Genomic DNA, 23,342 nt, shown 5'->3' with positions numbered 1-23,342 from the left:
ATCCTCATCATTTATTTATTAGCACTAACTGGCTCTGGTTTTGGCTCAGTTTTTCCTTGAACAAATTCTTTACCCACATCAACGAGTGCAATGTCTTTAAAGAACTCACGACCTAATAAAACAGGGAAATCCATCTTAGTTCGATCTGCAAGCGTGAATTGCGCTTTTTCATGTAAATTGCCAAGCGTGATCCAAGCTTCAATTACAGGGCGACGTACCGCATCTTCTGAAGTTGATTGACGGATACGAACCCAACGCAGAATAGGTGCTTCGATAGTTTCAGGCGTTGCTTTATCGTTTTGTGCTTTTTCTTCTGGTGTATCTTCTGCTGAATCATGACTCAGGTTAAAACGTACCCATTCTTTTCCATCTCGTTCAAAAGTTTGTACATCAACAGCATTTAAAGAAGAGGTGGTTGCACCTGTATCGACACGTGCTTTAAAGAATGATTTAACCGAATCAAGCCAAACCCACTCTTCCTGACCAAGGATAGCTTTACCATTGGCTTGGGTTGGATTATCTTCAATTTTAGGCTCAACAGGCACTCGAACAATTTGTTTTTCAACAATAACTTTAGGCTTTTCTAGGCTTTTTTGCTTAATAAACTTTAGATCTTTAGATATAGACGCTAATTTACTTTCGAGTTCGGTAATATATTGCTGTTGTGAATCCATTCGGGTAGAAACAGTATCGAATTGAGAATTAATATTCTGTTCTACGTTGCTGATCGCTGCCAAGGTTTCTTGATGATCTTGAGGCTGCGTGGTTGAACACCCTGTCAGTATTGCAATTGTTATTAATGGTACGCTGAAGCGAAGCATCATATCTCCTATGTGCGTCTATTTTCTAATGTCGACCGTAGTTTACCTTACAAAAAGGGATGCGAACAGCATCCCAGTGTCAGTTACTAGTCAGGATTGCGGGCTATTAAAACCGCACGTTTTGGTGCTGGGTATCCTTCGATAGTTTTTGACGGATTTTTTGAATCTAAGTATTCCGGAAGGGAATTATTTGTCATCCAATCTGTCGTTCTTTGCTCATCTGTTGTTGTTATATTCTCATCAACAATACGGACATCAACAAAGCCACATTTTTCCATCCACACTTTTAATGCTTTTGCTGATGGGAAGAAATAAACATTGTGCATTTGGGCGTAGCGGTGAGTTGGAACCAATACCGCATTTTCATCACCATCAATCACCAATGTTTCTAGAATGACTTCACCGCCTTTACGCAGTTGATTCTTTAACTGAATAATGTGATCGAGCGGTGAACGACGGTGGTACAGGACTCCCATACTAAATACCGTATCAAATGCTTTTAATTCGGGCAGATCTTCAATACCTAATGGTAATAAGAATGCGCGATCATCGTTGCCCATTAATCGCTTAATGGCTTCAAATTGAATTAAAAATAAGCTTGATGGGTCGATACCGACGGTAAGCTTTGCACCTTCACCCAGCATGCGCCACATATGATAGCCATTACCACAGCCTACATCTAATACGCTACGGCCTTTTAGTGGTGTAATGTGAGGCAGTACACGATCCCATTTCCAATCTGAGCGCCATTCGGTATCGATATGAATATCATGCATGGTGAATGGGCCTTTACGCCAAGGGTGAAGCAAACGTAATAGACTTTCTAAACGTTTTTTCTCACCATCGGCAATCGGAACTTCATTACGAACACTGACTTCATTTTTTAAATCAATAATATCGGGTTTATCGGTTGGGAACTTTTGCAATGCGCGAACCCAACGAGCCATATCACCGTGCTCTCTATTTTCCCAATCACTTAATTGTTTAGGTAGAGTATTTAGCCATGGACGTAATGTTTCATGCTGGGCAAGAAGCTGATAAAAATCAGAAAAACTAAACATATGGAACAAAAAACCTTATTTAATCGCAAACATTGAGCCGAAATTGAAGCACTGGAACCATACTTCAGAACTAGAAAAGCCGATTTTCTTGAAACGTGTTTTGTGGGTTTCAATACTGTCAGGGCGCATCACATTTTCTATTGCGCTCCGTTTTTGGCTGATCTCTAGCTCGCTATAACCATTCGCTCGTTTAAAATCGTGGTGTAAATCAATCAACAACTCATTGGCACGTTCGTCATCGAAAATATATTTCTCCGACAAAATTAAAATACCGCCAGGGCGTAAGCCAGCATAGATTTTTTCTAATAATGCTTGGCGATCTTCAGGTACAAGGAATTGGAGAGTGAAATTTAACACCACGACTGAAGCGTCATGAATATCAACATCACGGATATCAGCTTCAAGTACTTGCACTGGTGTGTCAGAGCGATATGCGTCCACTAATAATCGGCATCGTTCAACCATAGCAGCAGAATTATCAATTGCTAATATTTCGCAACCTTCTTGCTGAATATGGCGACGCATAGAAAGAGTGGCTGCCCCTAAAGAGCAACCAAGATCAAAAACTTTAGAATGAGGCTTGGCAAAGCGCTCAGCTAACATGCCAATTGCTGAGATGATATTACTGTAACCCGGCACAGAGCGTTGGATCATATCAGGGAAGACTTCAGCAACACGCTCATCGAACGTAAAATCACCGAGTTTTTCAATTGGCGCAGCAAAAATATTGTCGTGGCCTGCCATTTCTCACGAACCTCATAATATATAAAGAACAGGGATCCATTGTACGTATTGAGCATCAAACCTTGCTGATACTCAGGCGATCCATCACCTTTGAAAGGTCGCGTATTGTAGAGAAAATAGCAGCATTTGTCTTTAATGATTTCTGATTTGTTCTTTGATTGATTATTTGCGTTATAGCAAAGAGATTTGTGGCGTACTTATTTCAGCTGCACTGGGTATAGCAAGTTCGGGGAGTGGCGAAAGAGTGTTGTTTTCGCTGATAAGGTGATCGCGTAACACATTATAAAGCCGACGGGCTGATTCAGGCGCAGCGTTATTGTCTGGGGTATGAATAAAGAGATAGGGCGTTTTACCTTCTTTGATCCATAAAGGCAGTCGTTGTAGCCAGTTTTTAAAAAAAGGATCGTTACACGCATCATCAGGATGACCAATAAAGCGGATCACAGGGTTATCAGCGGTTGCGATTGCATGAACAGGCACGCGAGGTTTCTTCTTTTGTGCATCAATTACCGCCTCTGTATTCGCTATGGCTGAAAATACGGGACGGCTATCCATAATAATGCGGTTACTGCCTTTTTCTAACAGCATCCGATTGAGTGCTTTTTCCTCTTCGCCTTTGGCAAAGAACGCAGGATGGCGAACTTCGACACCTGTAGTAAAGTGGCGTGGAAACTGATCTAAAAAGGCATCGAGCAAGGGTAAATCGTGAGGACTAAACCTCGCAGGCAACTGAATCATCCATACGCCCGTTTTTTCTTCTACCGGCGACATGGTATTTAAAAAGTCAACAAGGCTCTGATTACTATGACGTAATTGCTGCTGTTGGGTGATGGTTTGTGGGATTTTAAAGGTAAATTTAAATCCACTGTCAGGTGTCGCACCGTTCCAATTTTTTACCGTCGTCATGCTCGGAATAGCGTAAAAGGTGGTATTTCCCTCGACAGTATGAAATACCTCAGCATAGCGAGCTAAACGGTCACCATTTTTACAGCCTTTACCGTATATGCTTTGCTGCCAATGATTGTGTGACCATTGAGATAACCCAAGATATAACGGTAAAGATAAATCAGAAGGTGAAGACATAATAAGACTTGGGTTTATTAAGTAGAGAGTGATGATTTATCTTACGTGATTTTGTTTGTAAAAGTCTAAATCGCCGTAGATATTTGGTCATAATAAGACTTTAAAGTCGTCATAACGAATTGGTGATGAATTACCGTCGGATCACTTCGCTTATTGAGGCTGTTTGGGTATAATGCCTCGTTATTTTTGCCTCTTGGCCTTCTTGCTATCCAATTTAGACGATAAATTAGACAGCAAGCGGTCGGGATTGAATTCGCCTGACGTTTAGCGTTATCGACACTAAACGCAGGAATGTAAAGTATATAGATTGGGAATTTCTTATGCGCACCCATTATTGTGGACACCTGAACAAGTCCCTTGCAGGACAAACAGTCGATTTATGCGGCTGGGTAAACCGTCGTCGTGATTTAGGCGGCCTTATCTTTATTGATATGCGTGATCGCGAAGGTGTGGTTCAGGTTGTTATTGATCCTGATATGACTGAGATCTTCACACTAGCAAACCAATTACGTAACGAGTTTTGTATTCGTCTAACGGGTGAAGTGCGTGAGCGTCCTGAAAGCCAATGTAATAAAGACATGGCAACAGGTGAAGTTGAGGTTTATGCAACTGGCCTTGAAATCATTAACCGTTCTGACGCGTTACCGCTTGATTTCAACCAAAAGAACTCTGAAGAGCAGCGTCTAAAGTACCGTTACTTAGATCTTCGTCGCCCAGAAATGAGCGATCGTATTAAGCTACGTGCAAAAGCATCAAGCTTCGTTCGTCGTTTCTTAGATGACAATGCATTCCTTGATATTGAAACACCAGTACTAACAAAAGCAACGCCAGAAGGCGCGCGTGACTACCTAGTACCAAGCCGTGTTCACAAAGGTAATTTCTACGCATTACCACAATCACCACAGCTATTTAAACAGCTGCTAATGATGTCTGGTTTTGACCGTTACTACCAAATCGTTAAGTGTTTCCGTGATGAAGACTTACGTGCTGATCGTCAGCCTGAATTTACTCAGATCGATATCGAAACGTCTTTCATGACAGCTGAAGAAGTGCGTGCTGTAACTGAAAAGATGATCACTGAAATGTGGAAAGAGCTACTAAACGTAGATCTAGGCACATTCCCAATCATGTCTTTCGAAGAAGCCGCGCGTCGTTTCGGTTCTGATAAGCCAGATCTACGTAACCCACTTGAGTTAGTTGATGTTGCAGACATCGTTAAAGATGTTGATTTCAAAGTATTCTCAGGCCCTGCTAACGATGAAAAAGGTCGTGTAGCGGTTATCCGTGTACCAGGTGGTGCTGAGCTAAGCCGTAAGCAAATCGACGAATACACTAAGTTCGTGGGTATCTATGGCGCGAAAGGCCTAGCATGGATGAAAGTTAACGATCGCGCTGCAGGTTTTGAAGGTGTTCAATCTCCTGTTGCTAAGTTCCTTAACGAAGAAGTGGTTGCTAATCTTCTTGAGCGCACTCAAGCAGAATCTGGCGACATCATTCTATTCGGTGCAGACAGCAAACGTGTTGTAACAGAAGCGATGGGCGCACTTCGTCTGAAACTAGGTGAAGATCTAGGTCTAACAGACAAGTCAGCATGGAAACCACTTTGGGTTGTTGATTTCCCAATGTTCGAAGAGAACGAAGATGGTTCACTATCTGCAATGCACCACCCATTCACATCACCATTAAACCTAACACCAGAAGAGCTAGCGGCTAACCCTGCAGCAGCGCTATCAAATGCGTACGATATGGTAATCAATGGTTATGAAGTGGGCGGTGGTTCAGTACGTATCCATAACTCTGCTATGCAATCAACAGTATTTGATATCTTAGGTATCTCTGCTGATGAGCAACGTTTGAAGTTTGGTTTCCTACTTGACGCTCTGAAATTCGGTACGCCACCACACGCAGGTCTTGCGTTTGGTCTTGACCGTCTTGTAATGCTTCTTTGTGGTACAGATAATATCCGTGATGTTATCGCGTTCCCTAAAACAACGGCAGCAGCATGTCTATTAACTGACGCGCCAAGCCTAGCAAACCCAGCAGCACTAGAAGAATTATCTATTGCCGTTAAAATTGCTAAGAAAGACGAAGAAGCAAAAGACGCAGAGTGATCTGATTAATTTGCTGTAATAAAAGCCGATGACTTATTTGCCACTTTTTAGTGAACGCCTATAAGATATCGGCTTTTTTGTCTTTTGTTGATTCCTTTCTGCTGTCCATCTTATTTGGTAAAAGTGTTTTGTTCGCTTTAACCTCTTATTTGGTTTATGTTTTCATGCAAGCAAAAAAATTAACATTGCCGGATTGGAGATAACATGGCTGGACACAGTAAATTTGCCAATATAAAACATCGTAAAGCAGCTCAAGATGCTAAACGCGGTAAAATTTTTACTAAGTTAATTCGTGAGATTACTGTAGCCGCTAAAGAAGGTGGCAGTGAGCCTGAGAATAATCCTCGATTACGTGCTGCCATTGATAAAGCACTATCAAATAACATGACTCGAGATACTATCAACCGTGCAGTAACACGTGGTGCTGGTGGTGAAGGTGACGAAGGCGTAGAAACTGTCATTTATGAAGGTTACGGTCCTGCGGGTACGGCGGTAATGGTTGAGTGTTTAACGGATAACCGTAATCGAACAGTATCTGGCGTACGTCATGCTTTCTCTAAAGCGGGGGGGAATCTTGGCACGGATGGCAGCGTAGGTTACCTTTTTGATAAAAAAGGCGTGATTTCTTATGCGGCGGGGTTAGATGAAGATGCTGTTATGGAAGTCGCGTTAGAGTCTGGCGCTGACGATATTGAAACTAATGACGATGGTTCAATCGATGTTTACACGACACCTGCCGATTTCGGTAGCGTGAAAGATGCATTAGATGCCGCAGGTTTTACAGCAGAAAATGCAGAAGTAACCTTAGTGCCATCAACGAAGGCTGAGTTAGATGCAACAACAGCACCTAAACTATTACGCTTAATTGATGCATTAGAAGATTTGGATGACATTCAAGAAGTCTACCATAACGGTGACATGTCAGATGAAGTAGCAGCTACGCTTGAATAATTGCTACTAATAGTAGTGAAAAATGTCGATAATTTTAGGTATAGACCCCGGCTCTCGTATTACGGGGTACGGGGTAATTCGTCAGGTTGGACGTAATTTAGAGTATTTAGGAAGCGGCTGTATTCGCACCTCAGAGCCTGGTATTCCTGGACGATTAAAGCAAATCTATGCAGGCGTGTCTGAAGTGATCACGCAATTTCAGCCTGATTTTTTTGCCATTGAAGAAGTGTTCATGGGCAAAAATGCCAGCTCTGCGATTAAATTAGGTCAGGCGCGAGGCAGTGCAATTGTTGCAGCGGTAAATGCAGATTTGCCGGTCAGTGAATATGCCGCGCGATTGATCAAACAGGCGGTAGTCGGAAACGGTGGGGCAGATAAAGCGCAAGTACAACATATGGTTTGTTCCGTATTAAAGCTAGCAGGTAAGCCTCAAGCTGATGCTGCTGATGCTTTAGCTGTTGCGATTTGTCACGCGCATACCTATAAAACCTTAGTGGCAATGGCAGGGAAAGCGACGGGAGCACGAAAGGGGCGTTATCGTTAATAAGCTTACTATTATTAAAGATGAGACACTTAAGGCATATATTTATTAAGATATTTGTTATAGAAATGTTAACAATCTATAGTGGTCAGAGGTCTAACGATAATAAGCAAGGAAGTGATCATGAACCCTGCCACTTTATGGCGCAGTATATTTATGCCGCGCCAACCTCAATGGACAACAGCACAACAACGCCAAGCCGATATCCTTTCCTTATTTACTTTTATCGCTTTTCTCGTTGGTATCTATAGTTTGATTAAATGGTCAAACCATGGTCATGATAATCTTGTTTTTACTTCTGTCATATTGATTGTATTAGAACTCCTTGCTATTTCGAGCCTGCGTTGGCTTCAGCAGCCTTTAATATCTTTAAATTTAGGTTTTATTGGTATGGCAATCCACGCGCTGAATATTATTTATCAAAGTGGTGGTGTGGTTGATTCAACGCAGACTTATTGGGTGCCTTTGTTAGTTGTCTCTTTCTTCCTCTCGGCAACGCGCGCGATGGCTATTCTTTGGAGTAGCTTGATCATTTGTGTTTCGGCTTACATGACATACCAACATATGCAGGGTGTTTCATTTCCACAGCTTTCTTTATCTCATACAGCACAGCAAATTGAGGTTTGGTCTGGAACCGTATTGCCATTGATTGTCATTGGTATTGCATTAGCTTTTACGGCGAAACAACGTGATATAGCAATTAATCGTGCCGAAAAAGCTAAGCTAAAAAGTGAATCAGAAGCCAGTAAAGCAACGGAAGGTGAGTTACGTCTATCTGATGTATTACTTCAAGCGAATAATAATTCTGAACAATTAAAGCAAGTATCTTATAGCTTAGCGAATCAATCGTCTCAGCTAGATAGCCAAGTCAATGAACTGAATATTAATAGTGAATCACAAGCCAGCGCTGCTGAACAAATGAGCCATCAAGTACACCAAATGGTCCTTGGAGTTGAGAGCTCAAGTCAGTTTGTTGAGGAATTACGTGAAAAAAGCGACGTGGTTTATGAGCTGGCGCAAAAAAGTTCGGCGCACTTAGAAGATTCAACGCAAGCGATCAGCCAAATTATTAATAGCCATGATGAGATTATGAAAGTGGCGGACTTAATCACCTCTGTTGCTGAACAAACCAATTTGCTTGCGCTAAATGCTTCGATAGAAGCGGCTCGTGCTGGAGATCAGGGAAGGGGATTTGCAGTTGTAGCAGATCAAGTACGGGAGCTTTCGGCGAAAAGTAGTCAATCTGCCGTTGAGATCCGCCATCTATTGGATCGTAGTGAGCAGGAAGTACGGCACGGTCAAGGTGTGATTAACGCCAGTACTGAACGGATGAATAATATCATTCAGCAAGTCACAACGATTTCGCAAGATGTACAAGGGTTATCGGGTTTGATGACTGCTCAATCAACCGCATTAAAAGAGCTGGATGAAGCGAGCAGTGAAGTTGCTAATAGTGTGGTAAATACACAAAGTGTGGCTGCAATAGTTGCACAACATGGTACAGAATTAAATCAGCAAGTGGTTGCTGTTCGTCATTTAACACAACAACTTGATCAAGTTGTTTCTCACTCTTCGTAAAATCGATAAAGAACTGGATGTCTATCCAGTTCTTTACTATTCTAGTGCCAGTTTAAATTCACTATAGAGATGATGTTTTGATTGGTCGACTACGCGGAATTGTAATTGAAAAGCAGCCACCTGAAGTATTATTTGAAGTTGGTGGGATTGGTTATGAAGTGCAGATGCCAATGAGCTGTTTTTATGAGTTACCACAGATCGGCCAAGAAGCCATTATCTTTACTCACTTTGTGGTACGAGAAGATGCGCAACTACTGTATGGCTTTAATAATAAAAATGAACGTGAGTTATTCCGTGAAGTAATTAAAGCGAACGGTGTTGGGCCTAAATTAGGCTTAGCAATTTTATCAGCTATGACTGCAAGTCAATTTGTTCGTAGCGTTGAATTAGAAGATGTGACTACGCTAGTTAAAATCCCCGGAGTCGGCAAGAAAACAGCAGAACGTTTAGTTGTTGAAATGAAAGATCGCTTAAAAGGGTGGGGTGAAGGTGACTTATTTACGCCAGCACTTGATACAGCGGCATCCAATGCTCCGATCCAAGATCCATCAAATCAAGCTCGCGCTGAAGATGAAGCGGTGAGTGCATTGGTTGCACTGGGTTATAAACCACAAATTGCCGCGAAAGTGGTTTCTCAAGTCACACAACCAGAGATGAGTAGTGAAGCGATTATTCGTGATGCACTCCGCTCAATGGTATAACCCTGTAAGTTGGGTATAGGCATTAAAATATGATTGAAGCTGATCGACTGGTTTCTGGTAATTTCGAAACAACCCGTGAAGACGATATAATTGATCGCGCAATACGACCTAAATTACTTGATGATTATCAAGGACAGGATCATGTTCGTGATCAAATGGAAATATTTATTAAAGCGGCAAAGATGCGTGATGAAGCCTTAGATCATTTATTGATCTTTGGTCCTCCAGGATTGGGTAAAACAACGCTTGCAAATATAGTGGCGAATGAAATGGGGGTAAGTATTCGTACAACCTCAGGCCCTGTACTTGAAAAAGCCGGTGATTTGGCTGCGCTACTTACAAACCTTGAAGAAAACGATGTGTTGTTTATTGATGAAATACATCGTCTAAGTCCTCAGGTTGAAGAAGTACTTTATCCTGCAATGGAAGATTACCAATTAGATATTATGATAGGTGAAGGCCCAGCCGCACGCTCAATTAAAATTGATTTGCCACCCTTTACTTTAATAGGTGCAACGACACGAGCGGGCTCATTAACTTCACCTCTACGTGATCGTTTTGGTATTACACAACGCCTTGAGTATTACAAAGTAGAAGATCTCAAAGACATTGTAGGCCGAAGTGCTAAATGTTTAGGACTATCAATGGAAGAAGGCGGCGCGATGGAAATGGCCATGCGTGCTCGTGGCACGCCACGTATCGCTAATCGTTTGTTACGGCGTGTGCGAGATTACGCTGAAGTAAAAGGTAACGGACATATTTGTCCTGATATCGCTAATAAAGCATTAGACATGCTCGATGTTGATAGCAGCGGTTTTGATTATATGGACCGTAAACTTCTATTAGCTATTATTGAAAAGTTTATGGGTGGCCCTGTCGGTTTAGATAACTTAGCAGCAGCTATTGGTGAAGAGAAAGATACAATTGAAGATGTACTTGAACCGTATTTGATTCAGCAAGGTTATTTACAACGGACACCAAGAGGCCGAATTGCGACACATCGTGCATATCTCCATTTTGGTTTAGATCTTCCTAAAAATACGAAGTAAAATAAAAAAATCAGAAAAATTAAGCGTGGCGATTAAAGTCACGCTTTGTTGTTTAATAATTTTATTATATTGTGAATTTATTGTTATTTTGATTTGATGTTTATTTATCACGTTAGTTATTTAAAAATCAATTTTACTATTTACTCATGATTCAAGTAATATTTATCTGTTTTTTATTATCAAAAATATGATTATGGTTTTCATTTTTATTAGGTGAAAGCTAATGAGAAATATAAAACAAGACAATATCACAAAAGCAGAACGTTTTATTTTTATTGTATCGATGGTTTAATTTTATACATTAACGGGCTGATATTTAGTAAAAAATAAAAAACGTTATGTTTAACTTAGATATCTATACATTCGTAAGTTTAGATATTTGAGCGGTGTTTACGATACCTTACAAGACAACGAATGACAGTCTAGAAGGTGGTTTGATGATCTTTCTAGATTATTCATAAATTTTATTAAGTTATAACAAAAGTAAAGCAAAAAATGATTCACTTCATTTAACTATCATGATTAAATAAGAATAGGAAAAGGAATATTATTTCAGAATACGATCAAATATAATTCATTGTTTACTCCTTCCAAATTCATTCTTCCTATCAAAATCTTCTGTAAATTGATCTAAATCAAAAATATCTGCGTACAGGCTATCAAGCTCATTTTTTCTTGATATTTGTCAAAGCAAAACGCGTAATAAACTCTTTGAAGATTGCATTTAATATCTGTAATATTACCGACGACTAAATTAGCTATAGAATTACGTATATTTAAATTTATTTAAACAATATTGCAACACAATATGGATGCTTGTAACTATAAGCAAGTGATCAGGAAGGTCGGCAAAATTGCAATAAGTTCTCTATACAAAGCTAAACCCAATAATCGGTACATATTAGTACTGTCACCAGTCAGCTGGTGAATAAAGGAGTTATCAATGTTAACTGATGTCGTCGAACTATCGCGGTTACAGTTCGCTCTAACAGCGATGTATCACTTTTTGTTCGTTCCATTGACTCTAGGTATGGCTTTTTTACTAGCCATTATGGAGTCAGTTTATGTAATGACCGGAAAGCAAATCTACAAGGACATGACTAAGTTCTGGGGTAAGCTTTTCGCGATTAACTTTGCTCTTGGTGTGGCTACCGGCCTATCTATGGAGTTCCAGTTTGGTACAAACTGGGCATACTACTCTCACTACGTTGGTGATATCTTCGGTGCGCCATTGGCAATCGAAGCACTAATGGCATTCTTCTTAGAATCAACGCTAGTCGGCATGTTCTTCTTTGGTTGGGATCGCCTATCTAAGCGCCAGCACCTTGCTGTCACTTGGCTAGTCGCTCTTGGTTCAAACTTCTCCGCACTATGGATTCTTATTGCTAACGGTTGGATGCAAAACCCAGTCGGCGCTGATTTCAACTTTGAAACAATGCGTATGGAAATGGTGAGCTTTGCAGACGTAGTGCTTAACCCAGTAGCACAGGTGAAGTTTGTTCACACTGTAGCATCTGGCTACGTATGTGGTGCAATGTTCATTCTAGGTGTTAGTGCATACTACATGCTGAAAGGTCGTGATATTGCGTTTGCGCGTCGTTCATTTGCAATCGCAGCAGCGTTCGGTATGGCATCTATCGTTTCTGTAATGATCCTTGGTGATGAGTCAGGTTACGAGCTAGGCGACGTTCAGAAAACTAAATTAGCAGCAATTGAAGCGGAATGGCACACAGAGCCAGCACCTGCGGCATTTACTGTGTTTGGTTTCCCTAATCAAGAAACCATGGAAACCGATTATGCAATTAAGATCCCGTACCTAATGGGTATCATTGCAACACGTTCTTTTGATACACAAGTAACGGGTATCCGTGATCTTAAGAAAGAGCACGAAGTACGTATTCGTAACGGTATGGTTGCATACGGCCTTCTAGAGAAATTACGCGCGGGTGATAAGACACCTGAAAATATTGCAGCTTTCGACGAAGTGAAGAAAGACTTAGGTTACGGTTTACTACTTAAGCCTTACACCGACAAAGTTGTTGATGCGACACCTGAACAAATTCAAAAAGCAGTAGATGACTCAATCCCTCAAGTATGGCCGCTATTCTTTAGCTTCCGTATCATGGTGGGTGCTGGTTTCTTAATGTTCGCCATTATTGGTGCTGCATTTATCCAGTCTTGTCGTCATAAGATCACTGGTAACAAGCTTGTTCTTAAAGCTGCACTATTTGGTATTCCACTACCTTGGATTGCGATTGAAGCAGGTTGGTTCGTTGCAGAATACGGCCGTCAACCATGGGCAGTAGGTGAAATATTACCTGTTCATATGGCAGCATCTAACCTTGAACCGTCACAACTATGGTTCTCGTTAGCGGCAATTCTAGCGCTATACACAGCATTCTTAGTTGCTGAAGTTTACCTAATGGTTAAATTCGCTCGTCTTGGTCCAAGTAGCTTGAAAACAGGTCGCTACCATTTCGAACAAAATGACACAAAACAAGATGTGGTTTCACGTCAGGTTGAAGCGTAAGCAGGGAGAAACAAATAATGTTTGATTATGAAAGCTTGCGACTAATTTGGTGGTTACTAATTGGTGTGCTATGCATCGGTTTTGCAATCACGGATGGTTTCGATATGGGGGTAGGTATCCTATCTCATATCATTGGTAAAACGGATAACGAACGCCGTGTAATGATCAACTCAATTGCACCTCACTGGGATGGTAACCAAGTATGGTTGATCACCGCTGGTGGTGCATTGTTTGCAGCATGGCCGCTAGTTTACGCAACAGTATTCTCTGGTTTTTACGTTGCAATGATTCTGACGTTAGCTGCACTTTGGCTTCGTCCTCTTGGTTTCGATTACCGTTCAAAGCTGACAGATCCAAAATGGCGTAGCCTTTGGGATAAAGCTATCTTCGTTGGTAGTTTTGTACCACCAGTGATCTTCGGTGTGGCATTCGGTAACTTAATGCAGGGTGTACCATTTGAACTGAATGAGTTCATGATCCCAACCTACAAGGGTTCATTCTTCGGTCTGCTAAATCCATTCGCACTATTGTGTGGTGTGGTGAGCTTACTGATGATCGTGACTCAAGGTGCAACATTCCTACAAATGAAAACAACAGATGCTATTCATGAGCGTTCTCGTAAGGTTGCTGCAGGCTCTGCAATCCTAATGGCTGTTGTGTTCGTTATTGCTGGTTTTGTTGCTCACGGTGTTAATGGCTACGTGATTACATCTGAAATCATTAAAAATGCACCTTCAGATCCAACAACGAAAGATGTAGTACGCAAAGTGGGTGCACTATTTATAAACTACGAAAACTACCCAGCACTATGGATTGCACCAATCCTTGCGGTAGCGATGCCGTTACTGACAGCGCTGTGTTCACGTGCTAACCGTGCAGGTTTTGCTTTCTTATTCTCAAGCCTAACTATGGTAGGTGTGGTATTAACGTTTGGTTTTGCAACATTCCCATTCATTATGCCTTCAAGCCTAGATCCACACATCAGCTTGACTATTTGGGATGCAACATCCTCTGAGTTAACATTGAAGATCATGACTGTAGTTGCCTTTATTATGGTTCCAGTGATCTTGGCTTACACCTCATGGTGTTACTACAAAATGTTTGGTCGTCTAGATACTAAATATATCGAAGACAACAAAACTTCACTGTACTAAGGAGTAGACGAACAATGTGGTATTTTGCTTGGATTTTAGGTGTTCTACTGGCTTGTTCTTTTGGTATCGTCAATGCGTTATGGCTTGAAACGACCGAAAACATGGATAACGACAGTGAGTAATATGGATCGTGCGATAAAAGCAATACATGCACCATTGATGATGTTGCCACTAAAATTATTAGCGATTGCAATGGCAGTGACTGTTGCAGGGTTAGTGATGTGGGAACCACACCAGTTTGCTGATGCAATTGGTGGCTTTGGTCCTGTAATTGCGCCGTTGATGATTTGGGCAACATGCAGTGCCATGGTTTTTGGTATGAGTTTTGTGCCTCATCGTTGGTATTGGCAGTTATTTTTCTCGCCAATCATCGCACTTCCGATATTAATTTATGTTCTTAAATTGTACTTTTTTTAATAGAAGGCGATTTGTAGAATAATCAAACGGCTTACTACTGTGGTAGTAAGCCGTTTTTTTATAAATATTAGGTAGGAATTGCATTCATTTCGCTTGTTACGCATGGTATGTGAACAGAAATGTGATTTGATTGTCAGAATGGATACGTAAGCGTTAATTTTATATAAAATAACGACTTGAAAGCATCACTCAGTAACAACGTTATATTAAGTTGATGTATAGTAGCAGCAATGTATTTTTGCATATATGAATGATAGCCACGACTCAATGGTAATAAAATGACACAACTTAATGTTTTTAAGTGGCCAGTAACCATTTACTATGAAGATACCGATGTTGGTGGGGTGGTATACCACGCTAACTATTTGAAGTTTTTTGAGCGAGCACGAACAGAATACTTGAGAAAAATTGGGCTAAATCAGCAACAGTTATTTTCGTTAAATATGAGTTTTGTTGTGCGCAGCCTAACGATTGATTTTCTTCGTGGTGCAAAACTTGATGATCAGTTAATGGTCCATACAGTGGTGCAAAATATACGACGAGCTTCAATCGAATTTAGCCAAGAATTAGTAAACAATAACAACGAAGTGCTGTGTAAGGTATTGGTGAAAATTGCTTGTGTCGATCCGACACAGATGAAGCCTATTGCACTTCCTGAACAATTAAAGCTGGAGATAAATTAAGTGAACTCAGAGTTGACGGTTTTAGACATTATTCTAAATTCAGGTGCGCTTGAAATTATGGTTATGCTTATTTTATTAGGCATGTCGATTGCATCATGGACAATGATCATCAAGCGTTCTCAAGTATTGTCAGAGGCTAGCCGTAAAGCCGCACAGTTTGAAGATCGTTTTTGGTCAGGTATTGATTTATCTCAGTTGTATAAAGAAGTACAAGCACGTAAAGATGACCTAACGGGATCTGAGCAAATTTTCTATTCAGGTTTCAAAGAGTTTGCACGTTTACACCGCAGCAACGATAAAGTGCCAGAAGCGGTGATGGAAGGTACAAGTCGAGCTATGCGCGTATCACTGTCAAAAGAAGTTGATGAATTGGAAACCAATCTACCGTTTTTAGCGACGGTGGGTTCAATTAGTCCGTATATCGGCTTATTTGGTACGGTACTGGGTATCATGACTGCATTTATTGCTCTTGGTGCGATGAAACAGCCAACATTAGCAACCGTTGCACCTGGTATCGCAGGAGCATTGATTGCAACAGCGATGGGCTTATTTGCTGCGATTCCTGCTGTAATGTTCTACAACCGTTTAACCAATAAAGTATCAAAGCTAGAACATACGTACGCAACGTTTATGGAAGAATTTTCAAGTATTTTACACCGTCAAGCATTTGCCGCTAATCAGGAGAAGTAAGCAATGGCTTATCAACCGAAAAAGCGCAAAATGACAGCGGAAATTAACGTTGTTCCCTATATCGACGTTATGTTGGTATTGCTTATTATCTTTATGGTAACAGCGCCGTTCGTTAGCCAAGGTGTGGATGTGGATCTGCCACAAACCACCACGGCAGAAACGGTTGCAGAGATGAATAAAGATAGCGATATTCCGCCAATTATTGTGGAAGTCGATAAAGATGGCCACCTTGGTGTCAGTATCGACAATGCTGACATGCAACGGGGCTTATCGTTGCAAGAAGTGCTTGCACGTGTAAAAGCGCAAATGGCAGCGCAGCCTAAAACGTTAGTGATGGTAGGTGGTGATGGTCGTACACCTTATGCACATATTATCGAAACATTGGACGCCTTAAACCAAGCCGGTGTCGGCTCTGTTGGCTTAATGACTGAGCCTCTTGAGCAATAAGGTTAAAGAATGAAAAATAACAATTACACAGGTTCCACCGTTATATCGTTATTTATTCATGCGCTGTTGATTGGATTATTGTTCTGGGGCGCTGATTTTACGATGAAAAAATCAGATGTGGGCGGCAATACCATTCAAGCTGTGGTTGTCGATCCTGCAATGATTCATCAACAAGCGACGCAAATTCGAGAGCAACGGGAAGCGGCTAAACGTGCTGAACAAGAGCGTAAAAAAAGGCTGGAAGAGCAGACGGAAGCGCTTGAAAAGCAGAGAAAAGATGAAGCTGAACGTGTTAGACAGTTAAAAGCCGACAAGCTAAAAGCTGAGAAAGAAGCACGAGAAGCAGAGAAACAACGCAAGTTAGTCGCAGAGCAACAAAAGCAAGCGGCTGAAGAAAAACGTAAAGCTGATGAAGCGGCAAAAGTAGCGAAAGCACAAGCAGCAAAAGCAGAAGCTGAGCGTAAAGCGAAACAAGAGGCAGCAGAAAAAGCGGAGCAAGTTCGTCAACAAAAACTTGAAGAACAACGTAAAGCGGAAGAAGCAAGTCGACAAGCTGAACTTGAGCGTCAAAAGCAAGTAGCAGCAAAGAAAAAAGCACAAGAAGAAGCAGCTCAAGCGGAAGCGAAACGTAAAGAAGCTGAAGCAAAACGTATTGAGGCTGAGCGTAAGGCAGCAGAAGCTAAGAAAAAAGCCGAAGCAGAAGCGAAACGCAAAGCAGCTGAAGCGAAGAAACTCCAGCAGCAAAAAGAAGCAGCATTGAATGATATGTTTGCAGGTCTTGAAGCGGAAAGTGAGCAGCGCGGTGGTGCGAAAGGGCAACATATTGCTGATGAAGTGGCACGTTATGGCGCAATATATAAACAAATGATTCAACAAAATTTATTGGTTGATCAAAGTTTTAAAGGCCAAGAATGTAATTTGACTATGCGTTTGTCTGCTGATGGTTTAGTACTGGATGTCACTCAATCTGGTGGTGATGGTGCATTATGTCGCGCGGCAAAATCTGCGGTAGTCAAAGTTAGCCAATTCCCAATGCCTGATGATCCAGAAATTGCGAAAAAATTAAGAGATATCAAACTTACAGTCACGCCACAGTAAATGATTTGTGGTGCAATATAAAATAGGAGCGATGGATGAAACGTTGGATAATGGGCTTATGTTTAGCTCTATTAAGCGTTAGCCAATTTGCACATGCTGAACTTGAATTAGTGATCACTGATGGTGTGGATTCTGCACGCCCAATTGGTGTTGTTCCTTTCAAATGGGAAGGTGAAGGTAAACTACCCACTGATATTTCTGCAGTAATTGCATCAGATTTACAACGAAGTGGTAAGTTCAGCCCAGTGCCGACAAATAAATTGCCACAGTTACCTCATAATGAAAGCCAAATTGATTACTCTGCATGGAGTAAGATGGGCGTTGATGCGGTTGTAACAGGTACAATTGTTAAGAATCAAGATGGCAATTACACCGTTAATTATCAGTTAGTCGACATTGTTAAAGGTAAACTAGCAGCAGGTACTGAAGGGGCTGCAAAAGGCGATTATTTACTATTGAATAATCAAGCGTCAGTAAAGCCTAACCGCATGCGTCAATATGCTCACCGTATTTCTGATTTAATTTACCAGAAGCTAACGGGTGAACGTGGTGCATTCTTAACGCGTATTGCATACGTTGATAATAATCGTTCATCGAAGTTTCCATATCAATTACGTGTGGCTGATTACGATGGTTACAACGAACGTGTGGTATTGAAGTCCAAACAACCGCTAATGTCTCCAGCATGGTCGCCAGATGGTAGCAAACTGGCGTATGTAAGCTTTGAAAGCGGTAAAGCACAGATCTTCGTGTTAGATATCTACACAGGTAAGCGTGAAGTAGTGGCGGATTACCCTCGCCATAATGGTTCACCACAGTTTTCACCTGATGGTACTAAATTAGCGATGGTACTTTCTAAAACAGGTAGCTTGCAGATCTACATTAAAGATCTGAAAACCAATCAATTACGCCAAATTACTCACGGCCGTGCTAATAATACGGAAGCGGTATGGGCACCCGATGGTCAATCTCTTTACTTCACCTCTGATCGTGGCGGTCGTCCACAGGTTTACCATTTAGATTTAGCAACCGGTGATACGCAACGTGTAACTTGGCAAGGTTCTCAGAACATGGGACCACAAATTACACCTGATGGGCGTTATCTTGTCGTCGTAAACCGTTCAGATAGTGGTTACAACATTGCTAAACAAGATCTTAAAACAGGTGCAATGCAAATTTTAACAAAAGCACGCCTTGCCGAGTCACCAAGTATTGCTCCTAATGGAAGTATGATTATTTATAGCTCAGCGCAAAATAATGGTACTTACGAACTTTCTTTGGTATCCATCGATGGTCGTTTCCAAGCACGCTTACCATCAACAAGTAAACGTGTACGAGCACCATCTTGGGGCCCATTTTTATAATTTGAGTTAATTCTCATTTGCCTTTTGAGGCACGATTGAGTTTAAAAAGGAAATCTAGATGCAACTGAACAAAGTTTTGAAAAGTTTAGCCATTGCGCTACCAATGATGACATTGGCAGCATGTAGTTCAACAGATAGTGCAGACAGCTCTGCTGCGAACCAAAACGGTACTAATGGCGGCAGCACTTCGCCTGATCAAACAATTGTGACTCCGGTTGATCCATCAGGAAGCATGAGTGAAGAACAATTGCTTGAGCAACAATTGCAGCAGTTACGTCAAGAACAAACCGTTTTCTTTAAGTTTGATAACGCAGAGATTCAACCTGAGTACCAAGCAATTTTAGAAGCACATGCTGCGTACTTACGTGACCACCCAAGTATTAAAGTCATCGTTGAAGGTCATGCTGATGAGCGTGGTACGCCAGAATACAACATTGCGTTAGGTGAGCGTCGTGCCAATGCAGTAGCACAGTACCTGCAAGCATTAGGTGTACCTGCATCTCAACTTTCTATTGTGAGCTACGGTGAAGAAAAACCATTAGTATTAGGTCACACTGATGCTGATTATGCGAAAAACCGTCGCGCGGTTTTAGTTTACTAATCTAATGTAGGTAAACCCAATATGAGCAGTAACAAAGTAATGCGAAAACTTGCATTAGTGTTGCTGATGAGCGCGGCGACCCAAGTGGTCGCCGCGCCTGTATCGGCAGCGAATTTAGATAGCTTAGAGCGTATGCTTGAAGCGCAAGGTCAGGTGCAGTTACAAATGCAGCGCCGCTTAGAGCAGATGTCATCAGATATTGATGAGCTTCGTGGCAACGTTGAACGTAATAGTTATGAAATTAAAAAAGTGGTAGATCGTCAACGTGACATCTATCGAGAAGTTGATAACTTGAGCCGCCAACCAGCGAAAGCCGAGCCTACGGACGCTAAAAAAGAAGCGGCATCAAGTGAAGCTTTTTCAAGTAATACCGATGAAAATACGGCCTATGAAAAAGCGGTTAATCTGATCTTAAAAGAGAAAGATTATAAAGGCGCAACCAAAGCGTTCCAAAGCTTCTTAACGACTTACCCTAATTCGGTTTATAAGCCGAATGCTAGTTATTGGTTGGGGCAATTATTCTTTGCTCAGAATCAGCTAGCAGATGCTACAACGAATTTTAAAGTGGTTGCAGATACCAAAGACTCAAGTAAGCGCGCTGATGCGTTGCTGAAACTTGGTGTGATTGCAGAACGTGGTAATGATATTGCGACGGCAAAAACATATTATCAAGAAGTGATCAAAGCATACCCGAATTCAACGTCTGCTAATCAAGCTAAAACAGCGCTTACGAAGTTAAAATAAACGCAGTTACGGTTTGATTTTAAAAGCCCACAAAGAAATGGTTATTTCTGTTGTGGGCTTTTTTGTTACTACGAAGTCGAAGCAGTGTTGGTTAAAGGTGAAATTTGGAAAATCCAGCGTATAATGTTCGGACACTAAAGGAATGCTAATGAGCAAGTGAAAAATGAGTATTACATTTGATCCATCAGAGATGGTATATCCGTTTCCACCAAAACCTGCCCGACTAACTGATACTGAAAAACAACAATATATTCAGCAAATCAAACAATTGCTAAAGGATAAAGATGCAGTATTAGTGGCGCATTATTATACCGATCCTGAAATACAGGCATTGGCTGAAGAAACTGGCGGTTTTGTTGGTGATTCACTAGAAATGGCTCGTTTTGGTAATCAACATCCAGCCACCACCTTAATTATTTGTGGTGTACGCTTTATGGGTGAATCTGCCAAGATTCTTACACCAGAAAAGCATGTATTGATGCCAACCTTAGAGGCTGAATGTTCGCTTGATTTAGGTTGTCCTATTGATGCATTTAGCGAGTTTTGCGATGCTCACCCTGATCATACTGTTGTTGTCTATGCCAATACCTCTGCTGCAGTAAAAGCACGTGCTGATTGGGTTGTAACATCAAGTATTGCACTGGAGATTGTTGAGCATTTAGATAGCGAAGACAAGAAAATCATTTGGGGACCGGATCGTCACTTAGGTTCTTATATTCAGAAGAAAACAGGTGCAGAGATGCTGTTGTGGCAGGGTGAATGTATTGTTCACGACGAGTTTTCTGCTAAAGCCCTACGCGACATGAAGCACCTATATCCTGACGCTGCTATTCTTGTTCACCCTGAATCACCCGCGAGTGTAGTCGCATTAGCTGATGCTGTAGGTTCAACAAGCCAGCTTATTAAAGCCGCGAAAGAGCTACCGAATCAGAAGCTTATTGTAGCAACTGATAAAGGCATTTTCTTTAAGATGCAGCAAATGGTGCCAGAGAAAGAATTAGTAGAGGCTCCAACAGCGGGGGCTGGGGCAACATGTCGTAGCTGCGCACATTGTCCGTGGATGGCAATGAATGGTTTGAAAGCGATTTACACCGCATTAAATGATGGTGGTGAGCAGCATGAAATTTTTGTTGATGAATCGCTACGTGAAAAATCACTGATCCCGTTAAACCGAATGCTAGATTTTGCGGCTGAATTGCAGTTAAAAGTAAAAGGTAATGCTTAAGCTTTTTGTTGAATCAGCGGCAATGAATAACAAACGAGCATAAAAAAGAAGGCGAACAGAGATGTTCGCCTTCTTTGTTTTAGGGAAATGTGTGGATTATTAGTCTTGAACTAACATTGCGCCACGTTGTGTTAAGCCACAGAGCATTACAGGAATGGCATTAAAGATCTCTTCAAATTGCGCTAAGGCATCAGCATCTTGTTCTTTTAATGCTTCAAGTGCTGTTTCAGGATCAAACAGTAGGCTGAAAGAAAGCAATACGCCACCCAGTAGGGCATTATCTTCACTTTCAGGTGGCATAATGGTTTCCCAATCATCACGCGCAAGTTGCCAACCCTGAAGCATACCTTCACAGAAGTTACTGGTTGCTTCGGTGACAATTTGGCTATCGTCTAGTGCACAGCCTTCAGGCCATTGCCATGTGTTGTCATAGAGAGTTGTACGTGCTTCATTTAAAATATCAATGATTGCATTGGCATAGTTTTCTAATTCTTCATGGGTACTAAAAGGAGAGGTTTCTTCTCCACCCCATAAAAAAGCTAGCCATTCTGTTGGGGCAATAATATTAGGTGCTGCAGCCATTGCAGTGACAAAGCCACGTGTTTGCGCTTCGTTGAGCAGTAGTTCGGCAAGCTGTTGATCTTGCAAAATGACGCTAAGTTTTGAAGACATATAAAAGAGTCTCTATTTAATCATTGTTAGGATATTCCTTGACCTATTAAACGATCAACGAAAGAGTAATCAAGTATTAGTTACTTATTGTAACAGCCTCGTTAGGTCAAAATAGAGACACGATGAGATATTTTCGTATAAGTATCAGATTTGTTTTAAAAGTAGACACTTAATGCGATGCTTTCAGTTTTATCTTGACCTAATACCTTTAGCACAATATAGTAGCCGTCCGTTAAGAAGCAGTGCCTATTAACGCAATGTGGTGAGGTGTCCGAGTGGCTGAAGGAGCACGCCTGGAAAGTGTGTATACGGCAACGTATCGAGGGTTCGAATCCCTCCCTCACCGCCATCTCTTATTTTTTAAGAGATAACAATTTAGGAGAGATGGCTGAGTGGTTGAAAGCACCGGTCTTGAAAACCGGCATACGTTTATAGCGTATCTAGGGTTCAAATCCCTATCTCTCCGCCATATTAAAGAAAGCCGCTAGCGAAAGTTAGCGGCTTTTTTACGTTTGAAAAATGACTGCTACCTATTGTGATACAGAGATTGGTATTTGAAGCGTTCAAATCCTCTAATACCCAGAGCTGCTCCGTCATATTAAAGAAGCCGCGAGTGAAAGTTAGCGGCTTTTTTACGTTTGAAAAATGACTGCTACCTATTGTGATACAGAGATTGGTATTTGAAGCGTTCAAATCCTCTAATACCCAGAGCTGCTCCGTCATATTAAAGAAAGCCGCTAGTGAAAGTTAGCGGCTTTTTTACGTTTAAAAAATGACTGCTACCTATTGTGATACAGTGATTGGTATTTGAAGCGTTCAAATCCTCTAATACCCAGAACTGCTTCGTCATATTTCAGAAAGCCGCTAGCGAAAGTTAGCGGCTTTTTTGTATTTTTATTATATATACCTAATATATAAGTATTTTCTATTATGATCTAGACGTTACTTTATTCGTATATCTTTATTACTGTAAGAGTCATTATTAACTTTTAGTTATAGGCTGTATGTCTATTAATCACTATTTCAATTTAATATATGTTATCTATTAAGTTTAAAATAAATAATATAGTTTAACTT

Annotated in this window: 23 protein-coding genes and 2 tRNA genes; 20 read left to right on the top strand and 5 right to left on the bottom strand. The window is 41.2% G+C overall.

Going from position 1 to position 23,342, the window contains the following annotated elements:
* Nucleotides 1-11 precede the first annotated feature (11 nt).
* The 4 genes from C9J46_RS03420 to C9J46_RS03405 all read right to left on the bottom strand — a co-directional run bounded on the left by C9J46_RS03420 (nucleotide 12) and on the right by C9J46_RS03405 (nucleotide 3,709).
* Nucleotides 12-821, bottom strand: a complete 810-nt coding sequence (locus C9J46_RS03420) for an ATP-dependent zinc protease (RefSeq protein WP_107205616.1) — start codon at nucleotides 819-821, stop codon at nucleotides 12-14.
* Between the two features lie 86 nt (nucleotides 822-907).
* Nucleotides 908-1,882, bottom strand: coding sequence for a tRNA 5-methoxyuridine(34)/uridine 5-oxyacetic acid(34) synthase CmoB (gene cmoB / locus C9J46_RS03415; RefSeq protein ID WP_107205617.1), 975 nt, complete (start codon nucleotides 1,880-1,882; stop codon nucleotides 908-910).
* A 15-nt stretch (nucleotides 1,883-1,897) separates the two neighbouring features.
* Nucleotides 1,898-2,626, bottom strand: a complete 729-nt coding sequence (gene cmoA, locus C9J46_RS03410) for a carboxy-S-adenosyl-L-methionine synthase CmoA (protein ID WP_005370656.1) — start codon at nucleotides 2,624-2,626, stop codon at nucleotides 1,898-1,900.
* Nucleotides 2,627-2,797: 171 nt separating this feature from the next.
* Entirely contained in the window at nucleotides 2,798-3,709 is a 912-nt protein-coding gene (locus tag C9J46_RS03405; protein WP_107290563.1) for a DUF72 domain-containing protein, read from the bottom strand.
* 320 nt (nucleotides 3,710-4,029) lie between these two features.
* Between C9J46_RS03405 and aspS the strand changes: the two genes are divergently transcribed.
* From aspS to nadA, 18 genes are all read left to right on the top strand, one after another.
* Entirely contained in the window at nucleotides 4,030-5,820 is a 1,791-nt protein-coding gene (gene aspS, locus C9J46_RS03395) for an aspartate--tRNA ligase (protein WP_107245548.1), read from the top strand.
* A gap of 204 nt (nucleotides 5,821-6,024) precedes the next feature.
* Nucleotides 6,025-6,771, top strand: a complete 747-nt coding sequence (locus tag C9J46_RS03390) for a YebC/PmpR family DNA-binding transcriptional regulator (protein WP_107245547.1) — start codon at nucleotides 6,025-6,027, stop codon at nucleotides 6,769-6,771.
* A 22-nt stretch (nucleotides 6,772-6,793) separates the two neighbouring features.
* Nucleotides 6,794-7,315: a crossover junction endodeoxyribonuclease RuvC gene (gene ruvC, locus C9J46_RS03385; RefSeq protein ID WP_005370662.1), complete on the top strand. Its 522-nt coding sequence runs from the start codon at nucleotides 6,794-6,796 to the stop codon at nucleotides 7,313-7,315.
* A gap of 120 nt (nucleotides 7,316-7,435) precedes the next feature.
* Nucleotides 7,436-8,890 (top strand): methyl-accepting chemotaxis protein, encoded by a 1,455-nt coding sequence (locus C9J46_RS03380; protein ID WP_107259425.1) that lies wholly within the window; start codon nucleotides 7,436-7,438, stop codon nucleotides 8,888-8,890.
* Nucleotides 8,891-8,967: 77 nt separating this feature from the next.
* Nucleotides 8,968-9,591 carry a Holliday junction branch migration protein RuvA gene (ruvA, locus tag C9J46_RS03375; RefSeq protein WP_107259427.1) on the top strand — a complete coding sequence of 208 codons (624 nt, stop codon included), beginning with the start codon at nucleotides 8,968-8,970 and terminating at the stop codon, nucleotides 9,589-9,591.
* 29 nt (nucleotides 9,592-9,620) lie between these two features.
* Complete coding sequence (gene ruvB, locus C9J46_RS03370; protein ID WP_107205623.1) at nucleotides 9,621-10,640, top strand: Holliday junction branch migration DNA helicase RuvB; 1,020 nt, start codon at nucleotides 9,621-9,623, stop codon at nucleotides 10,638-10,640.
* 943 nt (nucleotides 10,641-11,583) lie between these two features.
* A complete protein-coding gene (gene cydA, locus C9J46_RS03365) occupies nucleotides 11,584-13,170 on the top strand; it encodes a cytochrome ubiquinol oxidase subunit I (RefSeq protein WP_107205624.1) in 1,587 nt (528 codons plus the stop codon).
* A 17-nt stretch (nucleotides 13,171-13,187) separates the two neighbouring features.
* A complete protein-coding gene (cydB, locus tag C9J46_RS03360; protein WP_107245543.1) occupies nucleotides 13,188-14,324 on the top strand; it encodes a cytochrome d ubiquinol oxidase subunit II in 1,137 nt (378 codons plus the stop codon).
* 14 nt (nucleotides 14,325-14,338) lie between these two features.
* Nucleotides 14,339-14,446: a cytochrome bd-I oxidase subunit CydX gene (gene cydX, locus C9J46_RS03355; protein WP_005370675.1), complete on the top strand. Its 108-nt coding sequence runs from the start codon at nucleotides 14,339-14,341 to the stop codon at nucleotides 14,444-14,446.
* A 1-nt stretch (nucleotide 14,447) separates the two neighbouring features.
* A complete protein-coding gene (gene ybgE, locus C9J46_RS03350) occupies nucleotides 14,448-14,741 on the top strand; it encodes a cyd operon protein YbgE (RefSeq protein ID WP_107205626.1) in 294 nt (97 codons plus the stop codon).
* Between the two features lie 278 nt (nucleotides 14,742-15,019).
* Nucleotides 15,020-15,424, top strand: coding sequence for a tol-pal system-associated acyl-CoA thioesterase (gene ybgC, locus C9J46_RS03345; protein ID WP_107259429.1), 405 nt, complete (start codon nucleotides 15,020-15,022; stop codon nucleotides 15,422-15,424).
* Nucleotides 15,425-16,114, top strand: coding sequence for a protein TolQ (tolQ, locus tag C9J46_RS03340; RefSeq protein ID WP_105060583.1), 690 nt, complete (start codon nucleotides 15,425-15,427; stop codon nucleotides 16,112-16,114). It begins immediately after the preceding gene.
* Between the two features lie 3 nt (nucleotides 16,115-16,117).
* Nucleotides 16,118-16,561, top strand: coding sequence for a protein TolR (tolR, locus tag C9J46_RS03335; RefSeq protein ID WP_105060582.1), 444 nt, complete (start codon nucleotides 16,118-16,120; stop codon nucleotides 16,559-16,561).
* Nucleotides 16,562-16,570: 9 nt separating this feature from the next.
* Nucleotides 16,571-17,659 carry a cell envelope integrity protein TolA gene (tolA, locus tag C9J46_RS03330; protein ID WP_107259431.1) on the top strand — a complete coding sequence of 363 codons (1,089 nt, stop codon included), beginning with the start codon at nucleotides 16,571-16,573 and terminating at the stop codon, nucleotides 17,657-17,659.
* 35 nt (nucleotides 17,660-17,694) lie between these two features.
* Nucleotides 17,695-19,023 (top strand): Tol-Pal system beta propeller repeat protein TolB, encoded by a 1,329-nt coding sequence (tolB, locus tag C9J46_RS03325; RefSeq protein WP_107205629.1) that lies wholly within the window; start codon nucleotides 17,695-17,697, stop codon nucleotides 19,021-19,023.
* A gap of 58 nt (nucleotides 19,024-19,081) precedes the next feature.
* Nucleotides 19,082-19,624 (top strand): peptidoglycan-associated lipoprotein Pal, encoded by a 543-nt coding sequence (gene pal / locus C9J46_RS03320; RefSeq protein WP_107205630.1) that lies wholly within the window; start codon nucleotides 19,082-19,084, stop codon nucleotides 19,622-19,624.
* Nucleotides 19,625-19,645: 21 nt separating this feature from the next.
* A complete protein-coding gene (ybgF, locus tag C9J46_RS03315; protein WP_107205631.1) occupies nucleotides 19,646-20,368 on the top strand; it encodes a tol-pal system protein YbgF in 723 nt (240 codons plus the stop codon).
* A 163-nt stretch (nucleotides 20,369-20,531) separates the two neighbouring features.
* Complete coding sequence (nadA, locus tag C9J46_RS03310; RefSeq protein ID WP_107205632.1) at nucleotides 20,532-21,593, top strand: quinolinate synthase NadA; 1,062 nt, start codon at nucleotides 20,532-20,534, stop codon at nucleotides 21,591-21,593.
* 99 nt (nucleotides 21,594-21,692) lie between these two features.
* On the opposite strand, the gene C9J46_RS03305 is transcribed toward nadA, so the two are convergent.
* Nucleotides 21,693-22,265 (bottom strand): UPF0149 family protein, encoded by a 573-nt coding sequence (locus tag C9J46_RS03305; protein WP_105060577.1) that lies wholly within the window; start codon nucleotides 22,263-22,265, stop codon nucleotides 21,693-21,695.
* A 261-nt stretch (nucleotides 22,266-22,526) separates the two neighbouring features.
* Between C9J46_RS03305 and C9J46_RS03300 the strand changes: the two genes are divergently transcribed.
* Both C9J46_RS03300 and C9J46_RS03295 read left to right on the top strand, forming a co-directional pair.
* Nucleotides 22,527-22,614 (top strand) — tRNA-Ser (locus tag C9J46_RS03300).
* Nucleotides 22,615-22,643: 29 nt separating this feature from the next.
* Nucleotides 22,644-22,734, top strand: a tRNA-Ser gene (locus C9J46_RS03295).
* Nucleotides 22,735-23,342 lie beyond the last annotated feature (608 nt).

The sequence above is a fragment of the Photobacterium sp. GB-36 genome (assembly GCF_003026135.1).
In the GTDB taxonomy this organism is placed as follows: Bacteria; Pseudomonadota; Gammaproteobacteria; order Enterobacterales; family Vibrionaceae; genus Photobacterium.
The sequence above is the reverse complement of the archived record's forward strand: the minus strand, read 5'-3'. Positions and strand labels throughout refer to the sequence as shown.